Origin of the sequence: Phenylobacterium sp., assembly GCF_044372605.1 — a bacterium.
Taxonomy (GTDB): domain Bacteria; phylum Pseudomonadota; class Alphaproteobacteria; order Caulobacterales; family Caulobacteraceae; genus Phenylobacterium.
In genome coordinates this window covers 1-16692 of sequence record NZ_JBILRO010000047.1, presented here as the reverse complement: position 1 = coordinate 16692, position 16692 = coordinate 1, and the positions used below count along the sequence as shown (strand labels likewise).

The 16692-nt window shown below is 65.9% G+C and carries 17 protein-coding genes and 3 pseudogenes; 16 read left to right on the top strand and 4 right to left on the bottom strand.

What is annotated here, in order from left to right; translation table 11 throughout:
* Both ACIQ42_RS06370 and ACIQ42_RS06365 read left to right on the top strand, forming a co-directional pair.
* A pseudogene (locus ACIQ42_RS06370) lies at positions 1 to 127 on the top strand (IS630 family transposase); the annotation flags it as partial.
* 12 nt (positions 128 to 139) lie between these two features.
* A pseudogene (locus tag ACIQ42_RS06365) lies at positions 140 to 496 on the top strand (transposase); the annotation flags it as partial.
* Here ACIQ42_RS06365 and ACIQ42_RS06360 read toward each other — a convergent pair.
* Positions 448 to 774 (bottom strand): hypothetical protein, encoded by a 327-nt coding sequence (locus ACIQ42_RS06360; protein ID WP_397421371.1) that lies wholly within the window; start codon positions 772 to 774, stop codon positions 448 to 450. The pseudogene ACIQ42_RS06365 and the gene ACIQ42_RS06360 overlap by 49 nt on opposite strands.
* 628 nt (positions 775 to 1402) lie before the next feature.
* On the opposite strand from ACIQ42_RS06360, the gene ACIQ42_RS06355 reads away from it, so the two are divergent.
* From ACIQ42_RS06355 to ACIQ42_RS06300, 12 genes are all read left to right on the top strand, one after another.
* Positions 1403 to 1711 (top strand): TrbC/VirB2 family protein, encoded by a 309-nt coding sequence (locus ACIQ42_RS06355; RefSeq protein WP_397421370.1) that lies wholly within the window; start codon positions 1403 to 1405, stop codon positions 1709 to 1711.
* Position 1712: 1 nt separating this feature from the next.
* A complete protein-coding gene (locus ACIQ42_RS06350) occupies positions 1713 to 1979 on the top strand; it encodes a VirB3 family type IV secretion system protein (RefSeq protein ID WP_397421369.1) in 267 nt (88 codons plus the stop codon).
* Positions 1980 to 2099: 120 nt separating this feature from the next.
* Positions 2100 to 4568 carry a conjugal transfer protein TrbE gene (gene trbE / locus ACIQ42_RS06345; RefSeq protein WP_397421368.1) on the top strand — a complete coding sequence of 823 codons (2469 nt, stop codon included), beginning with the start codon at positions 2100 to 2102 and terminating at the stop codon, positions 4566 to 4568.
* Positions 4569 to 4666: 98 nt separating this feature from the next.
* On the top strand, positions 4667 to 5635 hold the full coding sequence (locus ACIQ42_RS06340; protein ID WP_397421367.1) for a conjugal transfer protein TrbJ: 969 nt from the start codon (positions 4667 to 4669) through the stop codon (positions 5633 to 5635).
* On the top strand, positions 5635 to 5904 hold the full coding sequence (locus ACIQ42_RS06335; protein WP_397421366.1) for an EexN family lipoprotein: 270 nt from the start codon (positions 5635 to 5637) through the stop codon (positions 5902 to 5904). Before ACIQ42_RS06340 ends, ACIQ42_RS06335 begins: the two co-directional genes overlap by 1 nt.
* A 17-nt stretch (positions 5905 to 5921) precedes the next feature.
* Positions 5922 to 7205 (top strand): P-type conjugative transfer protein TrbL, encoded by a 1284-nt coding sequence (gene trbL, locus ACIQ42_RS06330; RefSeq protein WP_397421365.1) that lies wholly within the window; start codon positions 5922 to 5924, stop codon positions 7203 to 7205.
* Between the two features lie 18 nt (positions 7206 to 7223).
* On the top strand, positions 7224 to 7910 hold the full coding sequence (gene trbF / locus ACIQ42_RS06325) for a conjugal transfer protein TrbF (RefSeq protein ID WP_397421364.1): 687 nt from the start codon (positions 7224 to 7226) through the stop codon (positions 7908 to 7910).
* A gap of 2 nt (positions 7911 to 7912) precedes the next feature.
* Positions 7913 to 8905 carry a P-type conjugative transfer protein TrbG gene (gene trbG / locus ACIQ42_RS06320; protein WP_397421363.1) on the top strand — a complete coding sequence of 331 codons (993 nt, stop codon included), beginning with the start codon at positions 7913 to 7915 and terminating at the stop codon, positions 8903 to 8905.
* A gap of 1 nt (position 8906) precedes the next feature.
* Positions 8907 to 10157 carry a TrbI/VirB10 family protein gene (locus ACIQ42_RS06315; protein WP_397421362.1) on the top strand — a complete coding sequence of 417 codons (1251 nt, stop codon included), beginning with the start codon at positions 8907 to 8909 and terminating at the stop codon, positions 10155 to 10157.
* 34 nt (positions 10158 to 10191) lie between these two features.
* Positions 10192 to 10566, top strand: a complete 375-nt coding sequence (locus tag ACIQ42_RS06310; protein WP_397421361.1) for a hypothetical protein — start codon at positions 10192 to 10194, stop codon at positions 10564 to 10566.
* Positions 10529 to 10780 carry a DUF2274 domain-containing protein gene (locus tag ACIQ42_RS06305; protein WP_397421360.1) on the top strand — a complete coding sequence of 84 codons (252 nt, stop codon included), beginning with the start codon at positions 10529 to 10531 and terminating at the stop codon, positions 10778 to 10780. Before ACIQ42_RS06310 ends, ACIQ42_RS06305 begins: the two co-directional genes overlap by 38 nt.
* Before the next feature lie 470 nt (positions 10781 to 11250).
* Positions 11251 to 12660 carry a helix-turn-helix domain-containing protein gene (locus ACIQ42_RS06300; RefSeq protein ID WP_397421359.1) on the top strand — a complete coding sequence of 470 codons (1410 nt, stop codon included), beginning with the start codon at positions 11251 to 11253 and terminating at the stop codon, positions 12658 to 12660.
* A gap of 89 nt (positions 12661 to 12749) precedes the next feature.
* On the opposite strand, the gene ACIQ42_RS06295 is transcribed toward ACIQ42_RS06300, so the two are convergent.
* The 3 genes from ACIQ42_RS06295 to ACIQ42_RS06285 form a co-directional block, all read right to left on the bottom strand.
* Positions 12750 to 14060, bottom strand: a complete 1311-nt coding sequence (locus tag ACIQ42_RS06295) for a type II toxin-antitoxin system HipA family toxin (RefSeq protein WP_397421358.1) — start codon at positions 14058 to 14060, stop codon at positions 12750 to 12752.
* Positions 14057 to 14410 (bottom strand): helix-turn-helix domain-containing protein, encoded by a 354-nt coding sequence (locus ACIQ42_RS06290; protein WP_397421357.1) that lies wholly within the window; start codon positions 14408 to 14410, stop codon positions 14057 to 14059. Before ACIQ42_RS06290 ends, ACIQ42_RS06295 begins: the two co-directional genes overlap by 4 nt.
* Positions 14411 to 14575: 165 nt before the next feature.
* On the bottom strand, positions 14576 to 14920 hold the full coding sequence (locus ACIQ42_RS06285) for a hypothetical protein (RefSeq protein ID WP_397421356.1): 345 nt from the start codon (positions 14918 to 14920) through the stop codon (positions 14576 to 14578).
* Positions 14921 to 15302: 382 nt separating this feature from the next.
* On the opposite strand from ACIQ42_RS06285, the gene ACIQ42_RS06280 reads away from it, so the two are divergent.
* Positions 15303 to 16217 carry a toprim domain-containing protein gene (locus tag ACIQ42_RS06280; protein WP_397421355.1) on the top strand — a complete coding sequence of 305 codons (915 nt, stop codon included), beginning with the start codon at positions 15303 to 15305 and terminating at the stop codon, positions 16215 to 16217.
* A 333-nt stretch (positions 16218 to 16550) separates the two neighbouring features.
* Positions 16551 to 16692, top strand: a pseudogene (locus tag ACIQ42_RS06275) (IS630 family transposase); the annotation flags it as partial.

The window sequence follows — 16692 nt, the reverse complement described above, 5'->3', positions numbered from 1 at the left end:
CCTACTCCGCAAGGCCGCCGAGCGAACCGTCGGCGCCCTCTGGGACGCCATCGGACGCTTCATCGACCTCTTCACTCCGACCGAGTGCGCCAACTACTTCAAGAGCTGCGGATACGATGCAGACTGATCGGAATCCGCTCTAGTGTGTCCCTTTCGCTTCCATCTCACCGCCGGGCATCGCGGCGACGTGCCCCAGGCCCTGGCCACGCTGATCGACGGATTGGACGCCGCCGTGGCCATGGCCGACACCGCCTACGACAGCGATCAGATCCGCCGAGCCGTCACCTAGAAAGGTGCGCTTGCCGTGATCCCCAACAATCCTTCGCGGGGCAAGAAACACCCGCTCGATGCGAGCCTCTACGCCCAGCGCCACCTCGTCGAATGCTGCATCGGAAAGCTCAAGCAATTCCAGCGCGTTGCCACCTGCTTCGAGAACACCGCCAGGAACTACCTCGCCGTCGGCACTCTCGCCGCCACCGTCCTTTGGCTGCGGTAAGTGTCCACAACTTCTAGGGCGGGAAGGGTGCGTAGCCCGTCGCGCATGTCGGCGGCGGCCAGGAGCAGCGCGCCTTCGAAGACCGAAGCCACATAGCGCGCTGAGCGGCTCCGCCGGATCAGGAAGTCCAGGTAGATGCTGCGCGGGTCTTCGATCAGCGTGGCCAGGGCCTGGGATCGCCGCCCGGTGCCCAAAGCACGTCGAAAGGCGTGGGGCACCTCGAAAGCGAGGCCATTGAGGACGGTGATCGGGCCGGATGCCTCTGCGGTCAGGCGCACGCCCGCGGCAGCCCGGTCCGTCTCGTATGCGACTGGTTCACGGCAAAGGTCCAGGGCGTTCCGCCGAACGGGGCGAACTGCCAGATGACGGCGAGCAGGCCGCTGAAGGATGTAGCGGACACGCCAAGGCCGTTCGTCCATGCGCGTATTGGGCCGGAGCCCCGGCGATCAAACCCGTCGCTGCGATCCACACCGACCCGTAGGCTCAGACGGGCCGTCCCTGACGCGCGGAAACTCCGAGCAGGAGGTCGATCCGCCTAGCGCGGCGCTTCGGGCTACTTTCTCGGGCGATCTATCTGGCCCAGGGAATCAACAGCCCACAGAACTCGGGCATCCGCCCTCAAATGGCCGCTTACGCAGCGGAAACAGTCAAAATCTTCGAAAGAGAACGCCATCGCGCGCCGACCTGATGGGTCGTCGGAGTGACCGCTAAACTGTATCCGCCCGCACAACTCTAAATAACATAAATAAGCACATAGAGGGCTTTTAAGATAATAAAAGACCTTGACCAGCCGCCTACATCAACTCACGGTTGGTGAGCCCGGCCTTCACGGGCTGTCGAAACGTTAAGGATTCAGCGATGAGACCCATCTTCAGAGATCGTCGTGGGATCACTTCTGGCCACCCAATGGGGGCGGTTCTGCTGCTCGCCGTCGGGGCGGCTCTGGTGATGGCGGAGCCCGCCTGGGCGGCCGGCGGCGGCACGGCCATGCCTTGGGAAGGACCGCTGACCACGATCATGAATTCGCTCGCCGGACCGGTGGCCAAGGCGATTGGCGTGATCGCCATCGTCATCACCGGGCTTGGCTTTGCTTTCGCGGAGGGCGGGTCGGCGATGCGCAAAGGCATCGGCATCGTGTTCGGCCTGGCCATCGCGTTCACTGCGACGACGTTCGTCACCAGCTTCTTCGACCTGACCGCCGGGGCGGCGTTTTAGGATGGCGGGATCCCGGATCGAGGGCTTCGAGATCGGCTTCCACAGTTCGCTGTCCGAGCCGGTGACCATCGGCGGCGTGCCACGGATGATCGCGGTGTTGAACGGCACCGTGACCGCGACCCTCGCCCTGGGGCTCCAGGTCCCGATGATCGGCATCCCCTTGGGCCTTGCGGTCCACGTCTGCGCCTACTGGCTGACCAAACGCGACCCCTACGTCTTCGACGTGCTCGGCCGCCACATCCGGCAAAAACCCTACTGGGACGCCTGACAACCCGCCGCCCGTCTTCGTTGGGGAGGCCGGCACGTTTTGGCTCCCCTCCCCCAATTGTCCTGTCTCCACGGCGCCAGCCCGACGCTGGCACTCGGCTTTCCCGAAGGAGACTTCACCTTGCTCTATTTGAAGGAATACCGCCCGAAGGCTGAGCGCCTGTTCGACCATCTGCCCTGGGTCGCGCTGATCGGCCCCGGCCTCGTCCTGAACAAGGACGGCAGCTTCCAGAAAACCCTCAGCTTCCGAGGCCCGGACCTCGCCAGCTCGACGGATGCCAGCCTTGTGGCGATCCGCGCCCAGCTCAACAACGCCCTTCGCCGCCTCGGCTCGCGCTGGTGTTTGCACATCGAGGCGCTTCGCGCAGCCTCCCAGGACTATTCGGCCGGCGAGTTTCCCGATCCGGTGTCCGACCTCATCGACGATGAACGGCGCGCGGCGTTCGAGGCGCAGGAGCGGCACTTCGAGAGCCGCTATTTCCTCACCCTGACCTACCTGCCGCCCGAGGAGGCGATCAGCACCGCCGAAAGCCTCCTGCTGGAGAACGCGCCATCGGGCCGCGGTGCCGCGGGGATGTATCGCGCGGCCCTGAATGACTTCCTCGGCACGGTTCGCCAGGTCGTCGATATCCTGACCGCCATCATGCCCCGCGTGGCCGAGCTCTCGGACGATGAGACGCTCACCTATTTGCACGGGTGCGTTTCGACCAAGCCCCACTACGTCCGCACCCCCGAAACGCCGGCCTATCTCGACGCCTTCCTCACCGACGATGACTTCCAGGGCGGACTTTTTCCCAGGCTCGGGAAGAGCTTCATCCGCACGATATCGGTGCGCGCCTATCCGACGACCTCGTCCCCAGGACTGCTCGACCGCCTGAACGAGCTGGGCGTCGGCTATCGCTGGGTTTGCCGCTATCTGCCGCTCGACAAGGAAGACTCCCGGCGGGCCGTGACCACGCTGCGCAAACGCTGGTTTGCGAAGCGCAAGGGGGTCATGGCTCTGCTCAAGGAGGCCATTACCCACGAGCCTTCCCAACTGGAAGACCCGGACGCGGCCGCCAAGACGGACGACGCTGACGCGGCCTTGGCGATCCTCGGCGGCGACTTTGCCTCCATCGGCTATTTCACCCCGACCGTCACCCTGATGGACCGCGACCCCGACCGGCTGGCCGACCGGGTTCGTGAGGTGGAAGGTGCCATTAACCGGGTGGGCTTCGTCTGCAAGGTCGAGGACATCAACGCGGTCGAGGCCTGGCTCGGAAGCCTGCCAGGGCAGGCCTATGCCGACCTGCGCCGGCCGTTCGTCTCTTCCCTGAACCTTTGCGACATGATGCCGATGTCGGCCATCTGGCCCGGCCCGACGCGCAACGAACACCTCACCGCCGAGTGCGCCAAGCGCGGCCATCCCGGCAGCCAGCCGCCCCTCATGGTCACGCGAACCGCCGGATCGACGCCCTTCCGTTTCGACCTCCACCAGGGGGATGTCGGCCACACGATGGTGGTGGGCCCGACCGGCGCCGGCAAATCGGTGCTGCTCAATACGATCGCCACCCAGTGGCTCCGCTACCCCGAGGCCCAGGTGTTCTTCTTCGACAAAGGCGCCAGTTCGCGCGCAGCCACGCTGCTCACCGGCGGGCAGTTTTTCCACCTTGGCGGCGACCAGGGCGAACTCGCCTTCCAGCCGTTGGCGGAGATCGACGGCGCCGAGGACCGCGCCTGGGCGCAGGAGTGGGTGCAGGATCTGGTCGCCGCCGAGGGCGTGGAGATCACGCCGCCGGTAAAGGAAGAGATCTGGGGTGCGATCAAGAACCTCGCGGCCGGCCCCCGCGAACAGCGCACCCTGACGCTGCTGGCAGCGACAATCCAGGATCACACAGTGAAGGCGGCCTTGGCGCCCTTCACCCTTAGTGGGCCGCACGGCCATCTCCTCGACGCCCACCAAAACCTCTCGTCGGACGCCCGTTGGCAGACCTTCGAGATGTCGGACCTGATGACCAGCAAGGCCGCGCTGGCCCCGGTTCTCACCTACATTTTCCGCAGCCTCGAGAAGCGGTTCGACGGCCGGCCGACACTGCTGGTCCTCGATGAGGCCTGGCTCTTCCTGGATCGGGGTGCCTTCGCCGCGAAGATCCGCGAGTGGCTGAAGACGCTGCGCAAGTTCAATGTCGCCGTGGTCTTCGCCACCCAGAGCCTGGCCGACATCGCCAACTCCTCGATCGCGCCGGCGCTCATCGAGAACTGCCCGACCCGGGTCTTCCTGCCCAACCCCGACGCCCAGACGCCACAGATCCTGGCGCTCTACGAGGCGTTCGGCCTGAACGCGCAGCAGGTCAGGATCATCGCCAACGCCACGCCCAAGCGGGAATATTACTATCAGTCGAGCACCGGCAACCGGCTGTTCGAGCTAGGTCTTGGGCCCCTGGCCCTGGCGACCGTGGGTACCTCTTCGCCCGGCGATCAGCAGCTCATGACGGCGCTCCTTGAGGAGCACGGGCGGGCCGGGTTTGCGCCAGCCTATTTCGCGGCGGTCGGACACCCGGACGTCGCGAAATACCTCAGCGACCAACTCGTCGAGGCGAGGGTCGCATGACCATGCCTCGCCAACCCGATGAGCCGACCGAGGCCCATCCTGGCCGCCAGCCTCATGTCGCCCCCTGGATCAACGCCTTCGCGGGTCTTGCGTCTCGGGTGCCGGCGAGCTGGACCCGGACACGCCGGCGTCGGCGGCTACTGTTCCTGGCTCTGTGCGCACCCGGCTTCATCGCGATCTTCGCGACGCCGCTGCACCACAGCTTCTTCCTGCTGGTGTTCGGGATCGTGCTGTTCGCCGCCGCGGCCCTGTTTCGTACGCTGACCGAGCCGCTCTTCGAGCGCGTGGACGCTTCTGGACCGCTGGTCACTTCCCCTTCCCCACCCCCTCGGAGGACTCTCGCCATGCGTAGGCTTGTCGCCACGACCGCTGCTGTTGCCGTCCTCAGTCTCGGTCTCAGCACGACCGCGCCGCCGCCGGCGCAGGCGCAGATCGTTGTCATCGATCCGCAGGCCATCGTCCAGGCCATCAAGCAGGTGGAGCAGCAGCTCCAGATGATCACGCAACTTCAGCAGCAGGTCGCCAGCCAGGCGGCCATGCTGCAGAAGCTTGGCGTCGACGTCACGGGTCCGCTGCAACAGATCGCATCGGAGGCGACGCAGCTTCTCCAGACCGCGCAGGGCATCGGCTACCAGGGCCAGAACCTCGCCCAGCAGTTTCAGCAGATCTATCCGACCGACCTGAAGGGGATGAGCTTTGCTCAGACGCGGCAGGCGCTGGCCGGATGGCAAGCCAATAGCCGCCAGACCCTTCAGGAGGCGATGGCGACCCAGAACCTGATCGTTCGCTCGCAGCCGACGACCGCCGGGGCCGTTAACGCAGCGGTCGCCGCCTCTCAAAACGCTGCGGGGCAAACTGCGGCCATCCAGGCGACCAATCAATTGCTGGCGAGCCTGAGCACCCAGCTCACCCAGCTCCAGACCATCCTGATTACTCAAGGGCGGGCTCAGCAGACCGCCGAGGCGCAGGCCCAGGCAGCGAGAGCCGCCGGGGATGCCGAACATGAGCGTGTCTTTCACGGCGCCCCTCCGGCCGCCATCGGTGTCAAGAATTCGGACCACCTTTGATGTGCCGCATCCTGATCCTCGTGGGGCTCGCGACCCTCGGTCTCTCCGCCTGTAGTCGGCCCGTACCGTCCCACGACAAGGCGTACTTCGCCGCACATCCCCAAGAGCGCGGGCAATTCCTGGCTGCCTGCCGAAACGATCCGGGGCGCCTGGGTGAGACGCCCAATTGCGTCAATGCCCTTCAAGCAGACGCCGACGCCGAGCACGAGCGGGTGTTCCACGGCGCTCCGCCGACCGCGCCCGGCGTTCGCAACCCTGGCCATCTCTAGGAGCGCGGAAGCAGACGATGAGCACAGCTAGCCCCGCCGGCCTGGACGTCTTCCTGAATAACTTTCGGTCACAGGTCGATAGTGGCTTTGGGCTGATCTCTGGGGACGTCCAGTCGGTTCTAGCGACCCTCGTGGTGATCAGCATCGTCACGACAGCGATCCTGTGGGCGATCGACGAGAATCAAAACGTCCTCGCCGCGTTGGTTCGGAAGGTCTTGCTGATCGGCTTTTTCACCTGGCTGGTGACCCAGTGGCACAGCCTCAGCCAGACGGTCGTGGAGGGCTTCGCCAGCCTCGGCCTCAAGGCCGGGGGCGGCGCCATGAGCCTCGGCGACTTCCTGAACTCACCCTCCAAGATCGTCATGAAGGGCATCGAGATTTGCATCGGGCTCTTCGACTACATCCACCGGGTTGCACCGGGGCCGGTGGAATTTTTCGCGCATATCGACGTCGTGTTGATGGCCTTGATCGCCTGCATCGGCGTGCTCATCGCGTTCGTGATCCTGGCGATCGAGGTCACGGTCGTCGTCATCGAATTTCACATCGTCACGCTGATCGCGTTTGTGACGGTCCCGTTCGGCATCCTGACCCAGACCTCCTTTCTGTCTGAAAGAGCCATTGGCTACGTCGTCTCGGTCGGCATCAAGCTGATGGCGCTGGCCATCGTGATCTCCATCGGGACGACAATTTTCGACGCCTACACGGTGTCAGCCGATCCAGACATCTACGAAGACGTCGGGCTGCTCCTCGGGGCCGTCGTCATGGTGATGCTGGCGCTGAAGATCCCCGCCATCGCCGGTGCGCTGATCAGTGGCGGCCCGCAGCTCAACGCCGGCAGCGCCCTGATGGGCGCAGCGGGTGTCGCTGCCGGCGTCGCCGGCGTCGGCCTTGCGGCTCGAATGGCGGGTGGCGCCATCGCCCAGGGCGCGGCCGCAGGTGGCGCGAAGGTGGCCGCAGCGCGGGCTGCGTCTGGTGGCCTGTCGTCAGGTGGAGGAGCACTTGGTGGCGGCGGTGGCCCGAGCCCTTCACCCAGCCAAGGGCCGGGTCCTACTCCAAGTCCGGCCTCTGCCAGCCGCAGCGCGCCCGCGTCGGATTCGAGCGGCCCGTCGGCATCCAGGCCGGAAACTCCGGCAAGCGACGCCGGCTCTACGTCGCCGATCGTCGCGCGAGCCCAGGCCCGCCGGAGCGGGTTGGGCTCGGCGGCGCGCACCAGCGCCGCGACCGCGGCCGCCAGCGGCGACTCGAACAGCCCCGGGATGTCGGCCTCGCCGATCCGTCCCGACGATGAACCCAAGTCCTAGAGCCCCTGGAGAACTGCCATGTTGAACGCCTTCAGGAGACCGCAAGACCGTTACGGCAGCTCCGCGCCGGTCGAGAGCCCCTATCAGCGCGCTGCGCAGGAGTGGGACAATCGCATCGGCTCGGCCGTCGCGCAGGCGAAGAACTGGCGGCTCGCCGCCTTCTGCTCGCTGGGCCTGGCGGCCCTGTCGCTTGGCGGTTTCATCTACCAGGCCAGCAACACCAACATCGCCACCTTCGTGGTTCCGATCGACAAGTACGGCAGGCCGGGTCGCATCGAAGTCGCCGGGCAAAGCTATAAGCCGTCGACGGCGGAGACCGGCTACTTTCTGGCCGACTGGGTGACGCGGACCCGCTCCAAAAGCATCGATGCGATCGTCATCCGCGACAACTGGACCGCCGCCTACCGGTTCGTGGCGGGCTCCGCGATTGGTCAGCTCAACGACTACGCCAAGACCCACGACCCCTTCGCTAACGCCGGGGCTCAGGCGGTCAGTGTCGAGATCGTCTCCGTCCTCGCCCGCAGTCCCAACACCTACCAGGTGCAGTGGCGCGAGACGACCTTCGACCAGGGCACCACCCGCGCCACCGAGAACTGGACGGGCCTGTTCACCGCCAAGATCAACGCGCCGAAAAACGAGGCCGAACTCCGGGCCAACCCCCTCGGCATCTACATCACCTCGTTTCAGTGGAGCCGGGAGCTTTAGTCATGACACACACATTCCTTCGGGCTTGCGGCGCCATCAGCCTCGCCGTCGGGCTCGCCCTCGCGGGCAGTTCCGAGGTCTCCGCGCAGATTCAGCCGGCGCCTGCGCGGGCCGTTCCGCCCTCCTCGCCGCCGCGCGCTTTGGCCGTGGTGGTTGCGGCGCCACGAGCAGCCGCCACGGCCGCGCCGGTTCAGCCGCCCCGCCGTCGGCCCGTGCGCCGCGCGACCTATGCTTCGCCGGTGCTGCGGACCGTTCAGGCGGGCAATGACGCCGCGCGGTCGTTGCCCTCGGCCGGCGCTTACCTCAACGCCGCGCTCTACTACGACTTCGAACCGGGACGGCTCTATGTGGTCCACACCAGCCCTCGGTTTCTGACCGCGATCACCCTTCGACCGGGCGAAAAGCTGATCTCCAAGGCGTCCGGCGACACGGTTCGATGGGTGCTCGGAGAAACAGTCCAGGGCGCCGGGGCTGGCCAGCAGGTGATCGTCTTCGTCAAGCCGATCCGCGGCGGCCTGCGCACCAACATCATCCTGACCACGGACCAGCGGACCTATCTGCTCGAAGCGGTCAGCCACGAGGGCGAGACCTATACGAGCGTGATCAGCTGGAATTATCCGCAGGAAGAGATGCGCGACGCGCAGGCGGCTCGCGCGGCGGCCGACCAGACGGTCGTGGCCAGCAGCATCGCCATCGACCGCCTGAACTTCGCCTATCGGATCCAACCGATTGGAGCCCGGCGTGGTCCCCGCTGGCAGCCTCTGCGGGTCTTCGATGATGGCCTGAAGACCTACATCCAGTTCCCCGCCGACCTCGCGGCCACAGAGGCCCCGCCGCTCTTCCTGATCGGCCCGAACAAGCAGGCCGAGCTGGTCAACTACCGGTTCGCCAACGGCTACTACGTCGTCGACCGGATGATTGATGTCGCCGAACTGCGGCTCGGTGAGGGCCGCCAGGTCGTGGTCCGGATATCCCGCACCAGCGGGGCGCGTTGAGATGAGCCACCTGCCTCCCGACCCGCCTTCCGAGGGTGAAGGACCGATGGCCGCGCCGGAGCGCAAGGCCTCGCCGGCCAGTGTGCTGACCGGTCCACGTCCGCCGGTGACCCGTTGGAATCGCAAATACCTGCTGGCTGGCTCCGCCGCGCTGGCCAGCGTCGTGGCCTTGGGATTCTATCTCGGCTTTGGCGGCTCCCACACGCGGGCGGCCAAGGATCAGGATCCGCAAGCCGCGGCCGACACCCAGACGCCGCAACGTCCCGAGATCGCCAACCGCTTCGCTCAGGGGTATGGCGATCCGGGCCTGCAGGCCTCCGCGCCGGGCATGGCCACCCTGCCCCCGCCCGGTGCGGACATCGCAGGACAGCCGGCAGCCGGCGTCGCTACCGCGCCTCCTGCGCCGCCGGTGGACCCGGCCGTCCAAGAGGCTCGCGATCAGGCCCGCGCAGCGCGCGCGGCCGGTCCCTTCTTCGGCGGACAGCCGGTGCAGGTGGCCGATAGGGATGTGGCCGCGCCCGCGGTGGGGTTGGCGGGGTTCGCCGGCCGGGCCGCATCGCCGACCGAGCGGGCGGCCGAGCGGTCGGCGGAGGTGCAGCCGCAGAACGGCCAGGGCGCCAAGCGCCAGTTTCTGGCCGGCTCGCGGTCCGAGGACTACCTGGCCAATCCGCTTTTGCCGCCGCTCAGTCCGTGGGAGGTGAAGGCGGGAACCCTGATCTCGGCCGCGCTCATCACCGCGATCAACTCTGATCTGCCGGGCGAGGTCATCGCCCAGGTGACCCGGCCGGTCTACGACCACGTCAATGGGCGCACCGTGCTGATCCCGCAGGGCGCGCGGCTGATCGGTCAGTACGACAGCCAGGTCGCCTATGGTCAGCAGCGGGCTTTGATCTCCTGGAACCGGATCGTCATGCCCGACGGCCGGTCGATCAATATCGGCTCGATGACCGGGGCCGACCTGGCCGGCGCCAGCGGCCTTCGCGACCGCACAGATGGGCACTTCGGCCAGCTGGCGCGTGGCATCGCGCTTTCAACGATTTTCAGCATCGGCGCGGCGTCCGCCCAGGACGCCGGCAACCGAAGTTCCGGCGGCTTGGTGATCAACAGCGCCGCCAGCGGCATTTCCAACCAGGCCCAGCAGACCGGTCAAAGGATCACTGAGCGTGATCTGAACCGCCAAGCCACGATCACCGTGCGCGCGGGCTGGCCCCTCCAGGTCATCGTCAACAAGGACATGATCCTCGCGCCCTAACCGTAAGCCCCCCTTCCAGTAAGAGAGAGTTCCAGTGACCCAGACCGCAGAGAAGCTCGGGCTGTTCCTGTCCGAGGGCCTGCACCAGGACATGGTGTCGGCCGCCGAACGACTGAATACGCGCAAGAATCCTCGTGGCTGTGTGCGGCTCATTTATGAGCGCGCGTTTCGAGAGTTGGTGGAGGCGCTGGAGAGCGGCGTCGAGATCGCCTTCCCCGCTGTACGCGGCGCCAAGGACCGGGTGTCGGTGCGTCTGTCCCGGCCGCTCTGCCTGCGCATTCGCCGGCACACCGACGGCCTCAATCTCAAGCTGACGGACTTCGCCTTCGCAGCGATCAACCGCTTCCTTCAGTCCATCAAAGGAGACACCCATGACGCGACCCGCCAAGCCCACCCTGTCCTTGGCTAAGATCAACCTCGAGGAGAAGGTGACGGACCTGCGCCTGCGGCTGCGCGGCAAGCTCGCAGTCGACCTGGTCGACTATCAGCGCGCCTACGCCCAGAGCAACGCCCAGGACATCGCGCTCGAACCGCTCGTGCCACACATCCTGTCGACCTTCATGGAATCGGATCGAGGCTTCCAGGCGTGGCGCAAGGCGAAGCCGCCCAATGGGGCGTCGTAGCGCCCGCCCCGGGCCGATCGACGGTGCCGACCTACCACAGCTGGTCCTGTGCAGTCCTCGGACCACAAGCCGTAGATCCCTGAGTCGGCCGCCACGGACTCGTTTCGGAATATCCGTCAACCGCCCGAATCGGCCCTTTTTGGTCGAAATGGTGCAATTCCAAGCCTTCAGCTTCGCCCAGACTCACTGAACGCTGAGCCCGACTGAGTCGCGCGCCAGATCCTCTGCGCGCGCCTCGTCGAAATTCAGGAATTCAGTTTGACCTAGACGAGACCCCAAAACGGCGAAAGCCCCCAGTTGGCGCTGGAGGCTTTCGGAAATCGCAGGCACCGTGTGGCAGCGGCTTGATTGATCGGGACCAACCTAGAAGGCGCTTTTTGCGTCGTCAAGGCCCGAATAGGAGACCTGTTGTCTTCTGTCTGCCGGTTTCGCACCGTCGAAACGGCCTCGTCCCAGCACGAAGGGACGACATGCAAAGCGCATTATCCGAGGACGACTGGCGACCAGGGTTCGCCAAGCGAGCCCCCAACTTCGACGCGGTCTGCGAGCAGGCCCGCGCCTGGCGTTGGAGCCCGGGCGAAAGCATCGCGCGCATCGCTGCGGCCGTGCTGAAGGGCACGCCCAAGCTCACCATCCAGCAGCGGATGACCCTGTTGCTCTATGTCGAGCACCTCAATCAGGACCGCCTGGAGAAGGACGTCGCCTGTGTGTGGCCGAGCACGGCGCTGATCGCCGACTACCTCGGCTGCAGCGAGAGCACAGCGCGGGCCAATCGGCGGGGCCTGGAGGCGGCCGGCTATATGGTTCGCGACTACAATCGGGCTAACCGGCCCGCCGGCGTCGAAGCCTATGACCTGGCCCCACTGGTGGCGCGCCTGGACGAAATGGAGGCCGCTGACACCGCGCTCCGCGAGGCGGCGCAAGCTCGCCGAGCCCAGTATCTTGAGCCCGTCGTGTTTGCGGAGAGATATACCGCCCAGGCGCCTAAATCCCGGCGCCTAGAACAGTCCCAAAAGAACGCCAGTTCTTCTGTACAGGATAAGGACGCGCCTACGCCGCACGCTTCGTCCTTCGCGCGTCCGGCTACGCCTCCCGCGACCGACAAGAACAATGGATCCTCGGACCAACGCAACACCAGCGGAACGTCCAGCGCCATTTGCTCTCCGGAGAGAGCAAGCGGCTTGGGCAGCGCTCAATCCGCGCCCTCCGCGGCGGCGGAAATGGTGCGCCAGGAGCTGAGGGCCGCCGTCCAGGTCTGTCCGAGACTAGCTGCGCTGGTGGGGGATCATATCCTCGCAGACCCGGCCAGCGCGGGGCCTGCCGACGTCGCCCGGATCGCCGCCGCTGCCGAGACCTGGCTTCCTGAGATCGAACGCAACAACGCCCTGTCGGTCGGCTGGGGCTGGGCCCGCCACGGGCCACGGGTGATCGCGATGCTGGCCATCGCCCTGGAAGACCCGGCCGTGCAGAACCCTTGCAAATACTTCGGCTGGATGGTTACCCGAACCGCTCAGGGTGCGCCCGATCTGCGCCTGAACCTTGCCCGGATCATGCGGGTGAAGGGGGAAATCCCGCCGCCGGACCAGACCCCCGCGCAGGAACTGGCGCCTTTGCCCCTGATGTTCGCTCCAGGTTCCGATGAGGCGCCCTGGCCGGAGATCAACGCCGAGATCCTGCGGCTGATCAAGATGGGCGCCCACGGCAGCTGGTTCGGCCGCGTCGGCTTCCACGGCATTAGCGACGGGGTGATCACACTCTCGACCCCGACCGGCATCGCCGCCGACCGGATCAAGCGCGACTATGTGGAGGCCATCAAGCTGGCCGCCGAAGCCGTCGGCGTCTTTGTTGACCGTGTGGTGCTGACGGTGCGCAAACGATGACCTGCGGCGCTTTATCGAGAACGAGCTCGATCCCCGCGAAGTCTGGGCGAGGCGGCTTTGAGGTGGGGTCTTGTCAGGTGGTCCGGGCGTCAGGAGGCGGGAATTTCCGTGCGAAGGGTGCTGGCGATGTCATTGCGCCAGGCTGGAGCGACCTTTGCTTTCGCGGCGAAATCTGGCCAGCGCAGGACGGCCGCCGTGACCTCGTCGAGGATCAGCTCGGCGCGGCCGCGCTTGAGGCCCGCGGTTTTGGCGCAGGCCCGGAAATCCTCGCGCGTGAAGCCGTCTCTCTTGCCGTTCATCGACATCTGGTGCTTCGCGGTCCAGGCCCCGTCGGGGTTGTAGCTCCAGGTGATGTCGAAGGCCGGCGACAGGCTCCAGGCGCCGGTGCGGTCCATCAGGAAGGCGATGTTCTTGACGTGGTCATCCTGGTTGCGGGCGATGATGTTGAACGCCATGCGCCGAAACTGTTCCTCGGTCTCATCCATCGTCAGGCCGAGCTGGCGGATGACCAGCATGGCCTGCTCGTAGGAATAGCTTAGCGGATCGTTGAAATCGAAGTGGGCCAAGCCGGCCAATGACTGCATATGCAGCTTGTCGCCGCCTGGGAGGCGATCAAAGCGCTTGGTCATGAAGTGGCGCCGGCCGCCTTCTTCGAGCAATCGGCATTCGCTAACCGTGATGCCAGCCGCACCGGCCATCTGCGCATAGGCAAACTCCACCGCGCCGTACCCCTCCGGGTCTGCCAGTTCCTTGTCCTTGTTGCCCTCGACGCCATCGAACTTCAGCAGCCAATAGTCAAAGCCGTCGCCGGCGGCGATCTGGCCGGACCGGACTTCGTTGGTCCGGGGGTTCCAGGCGATGACCGCCTTGGCCCGCGCCCCGGCCGCGGAGGTTCCAACGCGCAGAATTTGCTTCAGGGCATCGGCCTTGGCGGCGTCTGCGAACGAGGTAGCCAGGGTATTGCGATGGGTCAGGACTTCCGATGCGAGCGCAACCAGCGCCTCGATTTCGATCTTGGTGGCGCGCCCAGGCGCAGGACCCAGAACGGGTGAAAACTCCAGCGCACCCATGCCCCGCGCGCCCGTGTAGCAAAGCCGTTCGACGGCGTTGAAGCTCTCGGGCGTTCGCCCCTGGGTTGCCAGCCAGGCGTCGATCAAGGCGTTGCCGTACTTGTCCGGCAAAGAGTCGGCCAGCAACCCTGGCAGTCCATGAAACGAACGGTGTGCGAGGCCCGGGAAGCTGTAGAGTTGGCGACCGAGCGGCATTTTGAGCGGTGAGAGCTCAATGCCGCTACCGACAAAGGCGGGATCGTACTCAAAGACCGCGTCGGCGGCGCCATCCTCAAGGGACACGGCACCGATCCGGCTGCCCCACAGATTGACCTGGGCCAGAGTGCTCATGATTGATCGCCCCATCGCCAGGGCCCTGTTTTGTCGGCGTGGACGACTTTGGGGGCGGAGGCGCGCTGGCGGGTTTTGCCGCGCAGCTTCAGCTGTTCAATCGGGCTGAACGGCGTTTCTGGCAGAAGCTGGTTGAGGCCCTCCAGAAGATCGAGGGCGCGCAGAACCCGGATCAGGGTGGTAAGCTGGCTGGAAGCACCGCCCTCCAGCCGTTCGAGGGTGCTCTTGGACACTCCGGCTTTCTCGGCGACTTGTGCCTGGGTCAGGTTGCGCTCCAGTCGCGCCCGCTCCAGACCGGCGCCGAGTTCTCCGAGGAGCGCATCATCTGTCAGCAGGTGTGTAAATCGCATAAGTCGTCGCCTTTGCGGAATTACATGGTTTGATGATGATGGTTCGTCAAGATTAAAGAGTTATGTGAGCTCATAAAACTCAGCAAACTTGACGAGTCAAAAGCCCGAGTCACGTCAAGCCGTCGATTATGACGAGTAGTGTGGATGGCCAGGCACAGCGAGGATCTATCCGGCGAAGTCGCTTGGGTGTCGATCCGTGGACAGAATGATGGGGCCGAAATAGCCGAAATCATCGCGGCAGGCGGCGACCGCCAGGCTGACGTCGCGATATAGCTTTGGGGCGTCGGACTTGAACTTGGTGAGCCGGTATTCTCCGGTTCGCCCGGCCAGGCGCAGCCAGACGCTCCAGTCGCCGTGTTCGCTCTCGGTGAGCCGGACCTCTTTGAGGGAGCCGCCGCGCTCCAGATACATAGAGACATTGCGGGCCCGGATGGCCAGCTCAGGGTTCGCGCCGATGACCCAGGCTTCTTCGCTTCGGCCCTCTTCCCCCGCGACTTTATCAGTGTTCATCACGGAACGCCCCCAACTCATGATGGGCTTATCTTGCTATAAAAGCACATGGCTGTCGCCCTCCTGATCACCGCCTCTGACGATTTTGCACCGCCATTTCCCGGGCTATCGCCTCAATTTCAAGCCTGTGAGTTGCGATGCTGAGGGGGAAGCTTCGGTTTGGCGAGTGATTGGCGAGGATCAGGGTCTGTCTGTGGATTTGGTGGGGGAGCGCCCTCCCCCTTAAGTCGCAGGCGTTGCGGCCTGCCCCTGCCCCCACCAGCGGGGGATGCCCCCGCAACGCCCCCGGGTCAGATCCCGAGCGGCCGTCGGCCGCGGACGGAAAGGGTGGAGGCAGGCCTGGGGTGGGTGAATTTTGGTCAGGCAGTCCCAGGAGGTCGCCATGTCCTTGAGACCCATCGTCCAGGCCCTGGGCGGCGATCTCTACGATCGCGGCCAGAGGGCGAACATCCCAGCGCCGGGCCACAGCGCCGCCGACCGGTCCGTCTCGCTGCTGCTGAAGGACGGGCGGATCATCGTCCACACCTTCGGGGATGGCGACTGGCGCGCGGTACTCGATCACCTGCGCGGCGAGGGCCTGGTCGACGCCCACAACGCGCCCACCACCCTTAGCCAGTCGCGCCGGGCGTCGGCGGCCGGGACCGCCGGCACGACGATCGAGCGCCTGAACGCCGCGCGGCGGATCTGGGAGGCGGGGAAGGCCGTGGCCAACACCCTTTCCGAACGCCATTGCCGGCTGCGGGCGATCACGCGCGCCCTGCCAGGACCGCAGGTGCTTCGCCACTGCGGCCATGCGCCGGTCTCGGCCTATGCGGCGCAGAGCCGCCATCATCGCCCCGCCCTCCTGGTCGGCGTCAGCGATGCCGCGGGAGCCTTCACCGCTGTCGAGCTGTCCTATCTCGCGCCCAATGCCCATCGGGCGGCGGACCTGCGTCTGAACCGCAAAACGGTCGGCACCGTGCCCGCCGGGGCGGCGGTTCGGATCGATGAGGCGGCGCCGGAGATGGCGGTCGCCGAAGGCTTTTTCACCACGCTGTCGGCCAGTGAGCGGTTCTCGCTCCCGGCCTGGTCGCTGATGTCGACCCGCAACCTGCGAAGCTGGATCCCGCCGCCGGGCGTGCGCTCGGTGCTGATCGCCGCGGATCGCGGCAAGGATGGTGAGGCTTCGGCCGAGCACTTGCGCGCCAAGCTGGTCCGGGCCGGCCTGAAGGCCTGGGTCGAGTTGCCGCCGGGCGTCGTCGGCGATTGGAACGAGGCGGCATTCGACCCGGGGGGCAACGCCAACCCAAGTGGTTGACAGGCCGCAATTCACTAACCCCAAACGTCTGTTGGGCCCGCGCACCGCGCAATGCGCCTCGCACTACTGAACTTCGTCAACCTAGGAGCGCGTGCTGGGTGAAAGTAGACTTTCACCAGTTCATCCCGCCTACAGTCTCGTCGAACCATTGTTTAGGAAATGCCTGAGAACGCGTGAGAAGGGGATCTCTGTCTAGAGCGGTTTCCCCGCGCAGTGAAACGGGGGGATTCCCAAATCAGTGGCGGGGTGATTCAAGCTGCATGCTGGTGAAGGAGGCCGGCATGCATGGGTCATCCTTTGTCATGTGATCATTGAGACCGGGCTCTTGCGGCGGTGGACGCGGGGCTGAGTCGGCGGCGCGCGGCGGAGCGGTTCGGGGTGAGCGCGGCCAGCGTGATCCGCTGGGACCAGTTGCGCCGCCTGCAGGGCCATGCCCGCCCCAAGCCGCAGGGCGGCGACAAGACCTCGCACAGGA